Raw genomic sequence first — 13,889 nt, 5'->3', positions numbered from 1 at the left:
ATAAGGTGCGAAAATATATTCGAGAACATTTAGGACATATTTGTAGAAAATGTAGTAATTTTCGTTTTATAGAAACTATAATTTAAAGAAAATGAACCAAACCTATGATAAAAATCGGATTATTAGTTTTAGTGATGCTGTATATTCTATAGCAATGACCTTGCTAGTATTAGAAGTTGCAATTCCCTCAAGCAAAGCTATTGCAACCTTTAATTCATGGGATATATTGACAAATAGAATCCCTAATTTTATTGGTTTGGTCGTAAGTTTTTTGGTAACAGCCTTGTATTGGGTAGCACATTTACGCTCTATGCGGTTAGTATCAACCGTCGATAATAAATTATTATGGATTAATATTTTCCTATTACTTTTTATCGTTTTAATGCCCTTTTCTACTGGATTTTATGTGAGTGGTTTCGGTTATGTAATTCCGTTTGTCTTTTATTGTTTCAATCTTTCAGCAATTGGACTTTTAAATTTTATAATGATAAGGTATATCATGAAAAAGGAAAAAAACAACCCTGAACTAACGCCATTAGCTATTAGATGGCACACGTTAACAGGTTTAAATGCACTTAGTGTTTGGATATTGGCAGCTATTTTAGCATTTATATTACCAAATGTAGCACGTTATATATTTGTGCTCATTTTTGTGTTTCAATTTTTTATTAATAGAAATTATAAACGAAATACAAATAAAGTATCAGTAGAAGATTCTTAGATTTTAAGATTATTTATTATTAAATGGTTATTCGTCCTCTGGTAAAGCACTCACTTTACCAATATATGTTATACCAGTTCGCGATGCACTATTTAGTGTAACATAACTTTTAAGGTTTGGATATAAATTCATTCTAACATCAAACCACTCATTATTACTTTTTGCTTTAAAGGTTATTGTGTAATATTGCTTTTTAGCGTTCCATTCCGTATCGTAATTTTTAATTAGGCCTTCAAATTCAATACCCCCATTGTTTGAACCATAGCCAACGTTTGACTGTCGCTCACCATAATATGGTAAATATGAAGAAATTGAGTCTCCTTTTATATTTAAAAAGTTATTGTTACCTATAAGGCTAATATTACTTGATGAATTTCCCACACCTAATATACCTGAATTTTGTAATTTAGACAAACCTATAGTAGCCATAGGTTGAGCTATATCTGATTCGATAGTAAACATTTGATGTGTTACTAATTCTTTTATTTTACTGCTATCTAAAACTTTAGTACTTGCACAACTACTAAAAAATGCCATTACTAAAATAAGATAAATAGGATGATTTTTCATTTTTTCGTAATTAAAGTTTCGTTTTTTACCACAAAAAATATGCCGATTTATATCAACTATAAATAGATCTAATAAATTTTAAGACAAACAATATAAGTTAACTCTATTTCAATCCTCTTGCCTTTAACATTGGTTCAATTTTAGGATCACTACCTCTCCAGTCTTTATACATTTTTTCAAGATTTAATGTATTCCCTCGAGAGAGAACCATGTCACGGAAACGTTGACCGTTTTCACGTGTAAGACCACCATTGTTTTTAAACCAATTATAAGTATCATGATCTAACATTTCTGTCCACAGATAAGAATAATAACCCGCAGCATAGCCACTTCCAAAAACGTGTGAAAAATAAGTAGATCTATAACGAGGCGGTACCGCGTGTACAACATCTAATTTTGTATTGTGTAATGCTTCTTTTTCAAAAGCATTGGCATCAGTAATATTTCTATCAGTAGCAATAGTGTGCCATTGCATATCTAAATTAGACGCTGCCAAGTTTTCAGTTAAACTGTACCCTTGGTTAAAGGTTCCTGATTTTTTAATTTTATCAATTAATGCCTGTGGAATTTGTTCTTTTGTTTTATTGTGGATGGCATAATTCTTTAAAACATCAGGATATAAAGCCCAATTTTCATTGAATTGCGATGGGAATTCAACAAAATCTCTCGCTACAGCTGTTCCAGATAATGATGGATATTGTTGATCTGCGAAAAATCCGTGTAACGCATGCCCAAATTCATGAAACATAGTAGATACATCATCAAACGATAATAATGCAGCTTCACCTTCTGCCGGTTTAGAGAAATTACACACATTATAAATTACTGGTTTCTTATTGTAAAGTTTAGATTGGGTTACGAAATTGCTCATCCATGCTCCTCCTCTTTTACTAGAACGGGCAAAAAAATCACCATAAAACAAGCCTAATTTATCACCGTTTTGCTCAAACACCTCGTATACCATTACATCTTTATGATAAACAGGAATATCTGATCTAGATTTAAATGAAATACCATATAATTTTTCTGCAGCATAAAACACTCCTTTTTCTAAAACGGTTTTCAATTCAAAATAAGGTTTTATTTGATCTTCGTCTAAATCGTATTTTGCTTTTCGTACCATTTCAGCATAATAGTTCCAGTCCCATGGTTCTAATGTAAAATCACCACCTTTACTATTAATCATTTTCTGTATCTCTTCAGATTCTAACTGTGCTTTTTTAGTGGCTGCAGGTATAAGCCCTTTAAACATATCAAATACACTTATGGCGTTTTTTGCCATTGTTTTTTGTAAGCTCCATTCAGCATAATTATCAAAACCTAATACCCCTGCTTTTTTAGCTCTTAGCGTTGCAATTTTTATAATAATTTCTTTAGTGTCATTTTTTGAACCATCTGCTCTGTTCCAAGAAGACTTAAAAAGTTTTTCTCTTGTCTCACGGTTTGTCAAAGACTGTAATAAAGGTTGTTGCGTTGTGTTTTGTAAAGGGATCATCCAACCATTTTTCTCTTTATTTTCTAATGCTTTTAGTTGTGATTCAGAGAGCCCAGCAAGAGCTTCCTTATCTGTAAATAATAAGGCTCCTGCATTATTAGCTTCTAATAGTGTTTGATTAAACTTGGTAGTAAGTGTTGCCAGTTGTGTATTGTATTCTTTTAAGGTTTCTTTTTTTTCTGCTGATAAATTGGCCCCAGCAATTTCAAAATCTTCAAAGTAATTTTCTATGAGTTTTATAGCTTCAGAATCTAAATCTAAACTGTCTCGTTTATTGTAAATGATTTTAATTCGGTTAAATAATTTGTCATTCAAATAAATAGCATCTCCTAATTTGGAAAGTTTAGGAGCAATTTCTTCTTGTATAGCTTTTATACTATCATTAGTATGAGCTCCAGACAGCCCATAAAATACATTTGAAACTCTTTCTAATAATATACCACTTTTTTCTAAAGCCAAAACGGTATTGTCAAAAGTTGGATCATTATATAAATTGGCTATTTTTTCTACAGCTTCTTTCTGCTCTGAAATACCCTTTAAGAATGCGGGTTTAAAATCACTATTTTTAATTTTTCCAAAATCAGGAGCGTGATAGGGCAAAGTACTCTCTTCCATTAGAGGATTATTAGTTGTATTCATCGTATTTATTGTGTTTTTTTTGTCATTTTCACAAGCGGTAATCAAAACCGTTAATAATAACAAGTTGTAGAAAGGTCTCATATAAAAAAGTTTGATAATTCATTGTAAAGATATGTAAAATGGTACAATCTGTTTATTTTTTACTGGTTTTTAACAAGCAACAAAAATTGATCGAAATCCGTTAAACATAAGTTAAATACGAACCGTAAACAGCTAAAAATGTGATAGTTGATATTTTTAATATCGAAACGAGAGCTCTATAAACAGAAACATTTAATTAAAAAGTTTACTTTTGTTGCAATTAAATTTTTTGGAAGAATTCAATTGTAAAAACTTCTTAAAATAAAATAAATGAGAAATTAAAATTGAGTTACATTTTATGAAGATATTTTTCTCCTCCATTCTCTTTTTAATATCAATGTCTACTATATTTGGTCAAGATAGAGCCATAGACCCCATGTACATTCATGGTTTAGAAGAAAAAATTAATACACATCTTGATTTTTTATCAAAAGAAGAATTCAATCTAATGGTTGATTATTCAAGTGTAAACCCTTTCATAAATGAGTATTGGGATAATGATAAATTAAAACCTTACCCTATTCCCATTAAAAATGTTCCGTTTGAAATTGATTTTAAGGACAGTATCTATGCATCTCCAGTATTAATAGATAAAGTAGTCACTTCACGTTATGGTTGGCGAAATAGACGACCACATAATGGAATTGATATTGATTTGGTAACTGGTGATAGTCTAAGGGCCATATTAAGTGGTAAAGTACGATATGTAGGTTATAATAGAGGGTATGGTAAATGTATAATCGTTAGACACTCGAATGGTTTAGAGTTACTTTATGCACATTTATCCAATCAAATAGTAAAAGAAAATGACTTAGTTTTAAAAGGTCAAATTATAGGTAATGGTGGTGTTACAGGAAATGCAAGAGGGAGCCATTTACATTTAGAGACGAGTTTTAAAGGTAATTTTATTAACCCTGAGTATTTATTTGATTTTGGTGAAAAGAATAAAATTAGAAGTGATAAAATTTGGGTAACTAATAAATGGACAAGCCCTCATCTTCATAGTTCTAAAAGGAAGAGTGATATTCAAGTAGCCACTACATTTAAAGAAGCTACAAATCAAAAAGTGGTGCAAGTAAAAACCCATAGAATTAGAAGGGGTGATTCACTTTCAAGAATAGCAAATAAGTATGGTACTTCGATTTCAGCTTTGTGCAAAGCAAATAAAATTAGAAGAACAACTATTCTAAAACCTGGTAAAAGGTTAATTATTGGTTTTTAAAATAATCAGATTACTTTTTTAATATTTTCTCGACAGAAATCAAGTGGGTGTCTAAATTTTCAATTACAAGAAAATACATTCCGTTAGCAAAAGAACTTAAGTCTATATCAAAACTTTTTCCTTTTTTCTTAGAAGAATAGATAGTTGCACCAATAGTGTTTACAACATTAATAGTATAACTTGACTCAGGTGCATCAATTTTGATAATACCGAATGTGGGATTTGGATAAATTTGTATATTTTCCGCAGTATTAGTTGGAGTATCAAGTGCAGCTCCTGTCTGATACACTACAATTATTGGCGGATTAGCATACGTTCCTTGTTCATTATCGGCATTTTCAATTGAAAGGTATAGATTTCCTGTAATTGGGTCAAAACTACCTCCATTAATACTATGAGCAGAACTCTGAAATGGAGTATTAAATTTACCATAAGCATAAGGTTGTACATCATAGGGTAAACGTTGCCCATTTTTAACATCTAACAAATCATTTAAATCCCACAACCAATAGTAATTATAATTATCGTTTGAATCGGGTGTGCAATAACCGCCACAGAGATTACCATTCGTTTGTGTACATTTATAGCAAACACCTGTTTGGTGACCACCACTTTTTCCAATAGTTACATAAGTCCTTGTTCCAGGAACAATAAACCCATAAACTGCTCTTGAAAGATGTGTCCATATATCATTTGCTAAACTTGAATTTGAAAGATCTGAATGAAGTGGATTTGTCAGACTAAAATCTAATAATTTTGTTGTGTTGATGGTATTTGCTGTATTAAGCAAGTTATCCATATTAAAAACAAAAGCTGATGGACCTACACTCGTTCTTGAAATTATTGGAATACCACTCGATTGTCCTGTAATATGCGTTCCTCCGAATATGCTTTTTAAATTTTCTGGAATGGGCGAAATCCACCCAGAAGTATGCCCTGATCCTCCTTCAAATTTTAAATAGCCTTTTGCAGTACTATTCTCTAAATTATTCGCATTATCAATAAGTAAGGTGGAAAACTTGTTGTCTCCTGGAGCATCGTAATATTCGTAGGCATTAACAATTAATTTTTGCTTGCCATTATATAGTATGGGATACAATCCTCCTATTCTATCTATGCCTTCAGGGTTACCGTCTGGAGTTGCATTTAGAAATTGCTTAAAAATCTGAATGGGTTGTTCAACGGTGTTTAAATCAGCGATGACAGTACTATTTACTAAACTGGGTATTTTAAACTCTGCAATAGCTTGATGATGGCTATGACCAACAATAAAAATTGAATTATTTTCAGAATTATAAGCCAAAGGACCTTGAGCGAAATTCATATTTGAAGCTCCATAAGTACCCGCATCTATTCTGAAGGCACCTTGATAGTCAAGATTATCCATGCTAAACAACGGTAAACTCGATAGCTCTTGTGCAGAAACTATATTTAATGAAAATGCCAAAAATAGATATGTAATATAATTTTTAATCAAACCAAACCCATTAACTTTGTGGATATAACGAAAAAACGTAAAAAAAATTATAATAACGTTGGAGAAAATTCTTTTAACTAACTCCTAATCAAGCAGTAAATGATGGATAACAAAACTTTTAAATTAAAAGAAGGTCAACCTTATATTACCTTAAACAATCTACTTCAGGTTGTGGGAATTGCACAAACTGGTGGACACGCGAAAATTATTATTCAAAATGAGGAAGTTACAGTTAACAACCAAGTTGAAACTAGGGTAAGAAATAAATTGGTAATTGGTGATATTATAAATACAAACAACATTCAAATTGAAATTGAATAGACTTTTTAATAAAATGGGTTAAAATGGATATCCAATTGCAAAATTGAATACAGGTTCATCCCATTTAAAATTATAACTTTCTTCTTTGGGATCGTGGAAGGGTGCTGCCAAATCAAATCTAATTACAAAACCTTGAACATCAATACGAAGTCCTATTCCCACTCCAATTCCTAATTCATTTGTAAAATTATCAGTGAATTTACCATTTGGAAAAGTCTCATTTTTATTAGACGTCCAAATATTTCCTGCATCCGCGAAAACAGCTCCCTTAACAAACGAATAGATAGGAAACCTATATTCGATATTTGCTTCCAATTTTATGTTTCCTGAATTATAGAAAAGATAATCAGAATCACCACCATCTACATCTTCATCATATTGACCAGGCCCTAAGGTTCCAATTTGAAATGCTCGCACACTATAGGGTCCACCAGCATTATATTGCTTTGTAAACGGTAATACATCAGAGTTTCCATAAGCATAACCGTAACCCGCAAACACCCGTGTTGCAATTTTCTGATCTTTTCCAAAATTAAAGTGATAATGTAAATCAAAATCAGCTTTGGCATATTGTGCAAACTCAAAACCGAATATCGTTTTAGAATCTTCTCCATTATTTTTACCAAATAAACTTAAAGAATTACCCACAATCTCTAATGTGGAATTGATATAAAATTGATGCGTTTTCTTAGTGTCGACCATTTCATTATAGGTAAATGAATAATTGAGTCCAGAAATAAATTCTTGATCAAAACTACTACTCAAATACTCATTTTCAGAAAGAATTTCGTCAAATGCTTCTGTGGTATTGGACAGTTGGGTGTACGTAGTTGAAATTGGAATAATTTCATGCGTAACATATCTATTGGCATTCCATAAATATCCAAATTGTGCTGTACCTGATAATAAAGTGTATAATTGCGTTCTTTGTAAATAATCCAACCCTAAACTCATTTTTGTCTTAGGAATAGCATATTTAAAGTAATTGCTACTTATTTTTATTGGAAAAATAATCCTTGGATAGATTAATTCAGAGGATAACCCTAATTGAAGAATGCTTGTTCCATTACTGTTTCCTCCTGTAATTTGCCATTCATAACCAATATTTGCACTAAGATTCAATATTTCTCCACCACCGAATAAGTTTCTATTCGTGTAGGTTAATGCCAACGTGGGGCCTGCAAAATTATTTGATTTAGATACCGCTTCTAATGAGGCTTTAAATGCCCTTTTGTTTAACGGGGAAAGAAAAATATTAGTTTCTAAAAAACCTATGCTATCATTTTTTGCAATAGTATCCAATTGGTTGTACTGAATATTTACAAATTTATAAGATCCAATGGTGGACAATCGTCTCGCCGTATTTTTTGATGTTTGAGGATTGTAAAACTCCCCTTCTTTTAAAGTAATATAAGGGTCAAGATATTTCGTTTTAAAATATGGTATTTGCTCAATGAAGTTTTTATGATTATACCGAACAACTTTATTAGATAATGAATCTTGTTGGATATCATAATTTGAAAAAATATTAATTTTAGAGATTCTATAGGGGACTATTGCTTTTTTAGGGACATCTTTTTTTAATTTTAAAAATAAATCAAATCGTTTGTCTTTATATCTATTTGTATCCGCTTCAAAAATTAAAAAATTAGAGTTAAAATTGTAGTAACCTTTCATTTTCAAACCATTGTCTATACGGTCTCTTTCTAATTTTAATAAAGATAAATTAAAACGCATATCCTTTTTAAAAGGCGTATCCGATAGGTACCCTTGCATTTCTTTATAAATTGGAGGTTGCAGCGTATCTAATTGATAACTTTCCATTCTATATGGTTGCTGAACGGTAATATTATAATCGATTGAAGCTGTTTTTTTCTTATCATTACTCGTCCAATTAGAGGTAACGTTATTGTAATAAAACCCATTATTTTCTAGCCGGTTTATCAGCACTTCTTTAACGGCAGTAGTCTTTATATCTGATTGATATACAGGCTCCTCCCCTATTTTTTTATTTAGCCATCGGTTAATAAATCCTTGCCTTTTATTTTGAGATTTGAAATGATAATACAATCCATAATACCATCCTAAAATCTTTTTATTTGTTTTTTTTTGAATAGCAGTTTTTAGATTTTCTTCTAAGGCCTTTTCATTTTTAACGATACTATCTGATTTTATATCAATGGAAGCACCTATATAAAGTCGTTCTTTATTGGGAATATATTTTTGTATACTGCATGATTGAAATAGAATCAATAGCACAGACAGCATAAAGCCTATAGCGTATTTTATTAAAATATTCGTTTTAATAAATCGTATTATAGCTATATTTTTATGTTTATATCTCAATTTTGTTTCTTTTCCTTTTTATTTTTATCTGATTTTTCAACTTGAGTCTGACCGTGTAATAGAGCATACCACAGCTCATCAAACTTATTAAATTCTTGAGTAAAAATTAATGCAATACCACTAATAATGGTTTGACCATCAATTACATTTTCAAATTCATTTTTTCTAAAGCCCTTAAGTCTATATCTTCCATTATCAGTTAATAAATATTCTACACTTACATTACCAATAATTGGAGTAGATTCGTCTGTACTGCTACTTCCTTCTATATCAATATCACTACCAACACTTACAATTAATCGATCATTAAATAGTTTTTTCTTAGCCGCAACTTCTAGTTGTGTCCGGTCTTCTGGTGAATCACCTTGGTAATCGGTATAACTATCTAAACCAAAATTGAGTTCAACACCTGTATCACCTAATAATTTATCTGAAAATACATTCAATTGATCAGAAAGTGCATCATTTAGATTATCTCTAGCAATTGAAGCAAAACCACCACTGCTTCCATCACTATCAGATTGTGGATAGAATCTACTTAATACTAATAATGAAAATACTTGTTGATTAAGTTCGTTTTCTTGCTTATTCACTTGTTGAACACGTGCATATACTTGTCCACTTATAGCCCCTTGTTCTTCCTCTGGCATATCTAATTCAAAGGAAATTTCTGGTTGCATTAGCTCTCCATCAACATTCAAATACACATAAAACGGCAATACTTCCTGATATTGGTTTTTTATAGATGCATCGGAACTTGTTGTCTGCGATGCCATTAATGGTGATGCTGATGCGTCTATTTTATACAATGCCTTAACATCTAATTTAGCATCAAATGGATCTCCATACCAACTAATACGACTGTCTGACGTTAATTCAAATTTTCTATTTACGATATTATATAAATTCATTTCATAATGACCATTAGCAATTTCATAAACTCCTGTTAAGTTCATGGAACCATTAGGGCTCATTTTCACCTTAAAATCTCCGGTTCCAGAAACTTGAAAATTATCATTCGTTTCGGCATCAATGATTACCTTTATTCTTGCACTTTTATCCACTTTTAAATTAGCATTGACATCAAAACCGGTTATTTTAACTGACTTCTCTTCGGTTCGGGTTAAGATGGCATCAGGATTTTCTCGGTTTACAAAAATAACCACACCGTCTTGTTCTTCAATATTTACCGATGCCGATGGTAATATATAGGTAATGTCTGTTTCTGAACCTACTTTTAGGTTCAAATCTATTTTTGGGATTTCCAAATTGCCTTTAATTGTGCCGTTGGCATCAAAAACGGCTTTACCATACACTAAATCGTTGTCTTCTTTTGTTGCGTTAATGACTTGAAAATTCTTGGCATTTATTTTTAAATCAAACGTTGGATTGCTAAAACTTTCAGTACCAATAAAGCCCGAAAACATGAAAGTATTTTTATTTTCATCTTGAATCGTAAAGTTATCCATCGACAAGCCTTTGTTGTCGATGTTTATTACATCATTATCCAAGCTAAAACTTTCGTTGAGTTGCGTGATTTTAAAATTGGCATTTTTAAAAGCGATTTTTCCAAAATATTCGGGCTTATTTAAATTGCCTTTCAAATTAAAACTTCCAGACAAATAGCCCGAAGTACTGCTCACTTCACCTTCGGTAAACCCTTCTAAGGCTTTCATATTGAATTTATTAATTTCCAAATCTAGATTTATTTGAGGTGCAATATCATCTGCCAGAAAATCACCTTTCAATGTCAAATCAACTGCTCCACCATTCAAATCTACATTAAAGTCATAATTATTGTTCTCGCCCGATTTTGCATCTAAAGATAAAGTACCTAAATCAACGTTTAAAAGTTTCAATTGCTGGATTTTTAAATCTGTTACAATTCCCAAATCTTCAAAGGGATTTTCAACACTAAATTCACCATTTAGAACCCCAGAAGCTATTTCATTTTCGGGATTTAGGTAATTAATGATTTTGTTAAGTTTAAAGTTGTCGAAATTGATGTCAAATCTATCCTTGTTGGAACTGCTTACAGCGTCCGTAATAGCAACGGATTCGCCATTTCTGCTAAAGTTAAAATCATTGAAGGATAATTTGTTATTGGTAATTTTAATTTCGTTGGAATTAGGTGTTTCCCATTTATTTTTATTCAAAATAAGATTATCGTTCAACACGTGAAAACGTAAGGAATCTCGATGACCGGTAATTGTAGATTCTATATTTATTAATTTTTCTTGGTCATAGAAAGAAGTGAAACTTAATGCCAGTTCATTATTTGCTTGATTTCCTGTAATGCTCGTTTTTTTGATGGCAAGTTGACCACTGTTGATTTCTTTAAAACCCAAATCAAACACAAACTTATCCATTTCTGTATCGATATTTAAAGCTAAGCTATCAATCTCATTTCCATCATAATTGATATGCGGTGCAGTAATATTGGCTTTTAATTTTCTGGCGTTTTCGTTAAATTTAACGGCCACATCTATGGTGTCCAACTCTATTAGATTGAGCAACAGTACTTCGTTCAGCACAGGGGCTTGACTAATCTTACCTTTTAATACCAAATTCACTGGATTTTTTATCGAATCTGCAACTTTAGTATCTCTATAAAAATAGCTTGTCAAATGGCGTTCGATGGCGGTTGTGAAATTTTGTGGATTCGAATTCGAATGCAATTCAAAATTCAAAACCTTGTTTTTTATGGAAGCCGAAGTGGTGTCTTTGTCAACAAACGCGTTGATATCAACGCCACCTAGCAAATATGATTTGTCATCATAGACCACTACACCATCTTCAACACTTGCCTTCAACTTAAATTTCTCTGAATTTCCTTTAAAATCAGCATTTAGTTTTAACCCTGTTCGCACATTGCGTTGCATAATACCTAAAGCTTGCAAATCTGCACCAATGATATCTAAATTCATGGAAACTTGTGATGCAATAGAGTCCAACCTTACGTCTACAAGTAAATTGAGATTTAAGTTGTCATCTTTATAATTTGATTTGATTTTCCCAACTCCGTCTTTAAATTTTCCATCAATTATTAAGTCTATAATTTCATAATTATTTAGCCCAAAATTCTCAACAGTTGCTAATAATTCCCCATTCAGATGATTGATATCCTTTCCTTTTCCTTTAGTAGTAACACTTAAAGTTAATTCACCTAATTTATTATTATTTAAAAGTTTGCCTATCTCATAATTGTCAATTTTAAAATCTGCATCAAAGACCAATTGATTCTCATTATTGAAATTCCCCTTAAGGTTTGCTTTTCCTTGTGAAGTATTTAATTCAGCGATGGCGTTGATATCTTTTAAACTGCCTTTTACATTCCCTTTTAAATTAACCAATTCAGGAAAATTGATTCCCAAACTATCCTCATTGACAAAAAGCGAAAGACTTTTTTTATTGGTTTGTGCGTTAAATTGTGGAATATCAAATTGCAACTTATCAATGTCAGTAACATTTTCTAAATGCCCATTTAGGGATAATTCGGTTTCATTACCCCAGTTCACTTTTATTTTGGAGATAGTTATCGACGATAACTTCCCAGAAGCTTCAATATTTCCTTTAAAATATTGTTTTGAAAGCGATTGAAACATCTCAATTTTACGCAAGTCAGGTTGAAACTGGAAAACATCTTTTAAATCAAACTGAAAAGTTGGAATACTAACGGAAAGCTGTGCATCATCTGGTTTTTCGATGAAAGAAGCCAAGCTATTATAATTTAATTTGGCGTTTCCTTGAAGTTTATTATCGTTTAATGATAAATTAATACCCTTAACTAACAGCGAATTATCCGACAAATTAGCATTTAATTGAAGTACTTTCAATTGATTTCCAGAAGCTTCATTAAAATTGAGGTTTTCAATATTAAGACCAACTTTTTTATCCTTTAAGGAAATATCTTTTCCTAATAAAGTAAGATTATTAAGAACAATCGCATCACCATTAAAAATACCCTTTTGAGGAATAGCATTGTTATTTACATAGCTAAATGTATTATTTTTCATACTGAGATAGCCTACATTTATTTTAAAATTTGGCCATTCAAACGTCGTTGCAAGTTTAAGACTATCATTTTCAACGGCAATTTTGTTGGCAGTCGTTGTGTTTATTACAATTTTAGAGTCATCTAGTTCAAATTTTACAATTTCCAAAGTAGTATTGGTTAAATCAATTTTTGGGATTTCTGTATGAAGTTGAGCAATGTTAACACGATAACGACTATTATCAATTTCTGAATTATAATCTGCAACGACATTATTTAGATTTAATTTGTCAACAGCTAAAAAAGGTAAAACAGCGTTCTCGTCAGACAGTGATGGAAGAACAGGACTTTGCGTGTATTTAATAGTAGCATCTGATAGTATAATTTCCGTGGCTCTATAATCCATCTTATTAAGATCTGTTTTATCCATCGCTAAGGATAAATTTCCAATAATAAAGCGGCTATTTATTCCTAAAACAGCATCATTAAAAGTAATGTCAAAGTGATTTAAATCGATGCTATCAACAATTAAGTCTACTGGAGTTGAATTGATGTCTTGCTGAACTGAAGTAGTATCTTTTGATGTAAAAGCATCTATCAAAAACTGAAAATTATACCCTTCAATGGAATCTTTTCGAATAATATTCGCCTTGAGCCCATTCCATAACAAATTATCAATACCTATCCCTTTTCCATTAATAATTGACCAAAGCGGCATATTGGCTTCGAGAGATTTAGAATAAACAAGTGTATCTCCTTTAGTGTCTTCCAAATAAAGACCATTGAGCATTATATTTCCACCGAAAGTAATGTATAGTTTGTCTATTTCTATTTTGGTATTGGTTTTTTTTGAAACATAGTTCACCACTTTGTTTACGATGACTTCTTGTCCCCATTTACTTCTAATAAATAAAATAAGCAAAATAAATAGTACCACAATACCAAGACCTAGTTTACCTATACCTCTTAGTATGCGACTTTTAATACTTTTTTTTTTATCTTTCAAATAGAATAGTGCTAATT

At 31.3% G+C, this 13,889-nt stretch carries 8 protein-coding genes; 3 read left to right on the top strand and 5 right to left on the bottom strand.

All coding sequences use genetic code 11. The features are described 5' to 3' along the window. The first annotated feature begins 91 nt into the window (after positions 1 to 91). Positions 92 to 721, top strand: a complete 630-nt coding sequence (locus D3P13_RS07655; protein ID WP_117880791.1) for a TMEM175 family protein — start codon at positions 92 to 94, stop codon at positions 719 to 721. 27 nt (positions 722 to 748) lie between these two features. On the opposite strand, the gene D3P13_RS07650 is transcribed toward D3P13_RS07655, so the two are convergent. Both D3P13_RS07650 and D3P13_RS07645 read right to left on the bottom strand, forming a co-directional pair. Continuing rightward, positions 749 to 1,291: a DUF4251 domain-containing protein gene (locus tag D3P13_RS07650; RefSeq protein ID WP_117880789.1), complete on the bottom strand. Its 543-nt coding sequence runs from the start codon at positions 1,289 to 1,291 to the stop codon at positions 749 to 751. A 103-nt stretch (positions 1,292 to 1,394) separates the two neighbouring features. Continuing rightward, positions 1,395 to 3,506, bottom strand: coding sequence for a M3 family metallopeptidase (locus D3P13_RS07645; RefSeq protein ID WP_117880787.1), 2,112 nt, complete (start codon positions 3,504 to 3,506; stop codon positions 1,395 to 1,397). A 298-nt stretch (positions 3,507 to 3,804) separates the two neighbouring features. On the opposite strand from D3P13_RS07645, the gene D3P13_RS07640 reads away from it, so the two are divergent. Next, entirely contained in the window at positions 3,805 to 4,728 is a 924-nt protein-coding gene (locus D3P13_RS07640) for a M23 family metallopeptidase (RefSeq protein WP_117880785.1), read from the top strand. A 10-nt stretch (positions 4,729 to 4,738) separates the two neighbouring features. Here the strand turns inward: D3P13_RS07640 and D3P13_RS07635 are convergent, their stop codons facing one another. Continuing rightward, a complete protein-coding gene (locus D3P13_RS07635) occupies positions 4,739 to 6,175 on the bottom strand; it encodes a T9SS type A sorting domain-containing protein (RefSeq protein WP_157972857.1) in 1,437 nt (478 codons plus the stop codon). A 129-nt stretch (positions 6,176 to 6,304) separates the two neighbouring features. On the opposite strand from D3P13_RS07635, the gene D3P13_RS07630 reads away from it, so the two are divergent. Beyond that, positions 6,305 to 6,526 (top strand): RNA-binding S4 domain-containing protein, encoded by a 222-nt coding sequence (locus D3P13_RS07630; protein ID WP_198679986.1) that lies wholly within the window; start codon positions 6,305 to 6,307, stop codon positions 6,524 to 6,526. A gap of 18 nt (positions 6,527 to 6,544) precedes the next feature. Here the strand turns inward: D3P13_RS07630 and tamL are convergent, their stop codons facing one another. Both tamL and D3P13_RS07620 read right to left on the bottom strand, forming a co-directional pair. Continuing rightward, positions 6,545 to 8,872, bottom strand: coding sequence for a translocation and assembly module lipoprotein TamL (gene tamL, locus D3P13_RS07625; RefSeq protein ID WP_317124790.1), 2,328 nt, complete (start codon positions 8,870 to 8,872; stop codon positions 6,545 to 6,547). Beyond that, a complete protein-coding gene (locus tag D3P13_RS07620) occupies positions 8,869 to 13,872 on the bottom strand; it encodes a translocation/assembly module TamB domain-containing protein (protein ID WP_117880777.1) in 5,004 nt (1,667 codons plus the stop codon). Before D3P13_RS07620 ends, tamL begins: the two co-directional genes overlap by 4 nt. Positions 13,873 to 13,889 lie beyond the last annotated feature (17 nt).

Origin of the sequence: Aureibaculum luteum, assembly GCF_003449015.1 — a bacterium.
Taxonomy (GTDB): Bacteria; Bacteroidota; Bacteroidia; order Flavobacteriales; family Flavobacteriaceae; genus Aureibaculum; species Aureibaculum luteum.
The sequence above is the reverse complement of the archived record's forward strand: the minus strand, read 5'-3'. Positions and strand labels throughout refer to the sequence as shown.

Coding starts and splice junctions, on each gene's coding strand:
- D3P13_RS07630 (WP_198679986.1), top strand. CDS start 6,305: ATGATGGATAACAAAACTTTTAAATTAAAAGAAGGTCAACCTTATATT.
- D3P13_RS07650 (WP_117880789.1), bottom strand. CDS start 1,291: ATGAAAAATCATCCTATTTATCTTATTTTAGTAATGGCATTTTTTAGT.
- D3P13_RS07645 (WP_117880787.1), bottom strand. CDS start 3,506: ATGAGACCTTTCTACAACTTGTTATTATTAACGGTTTTGATTACCGCT.
- D3P13_RS07655 (WP_117880791.1), top strand. CDS start 92: ATGAACCAAACCTATGATAAAAATCGGATTATTAGTTTTAGTGATGCT.
- D3P13_RS07640 (WP_117880785.1), top strand. CDS start 3,805: ATGAAGATATTTTTCTCCTCCATTCTCTTTTTAATATCAATGTCTACT.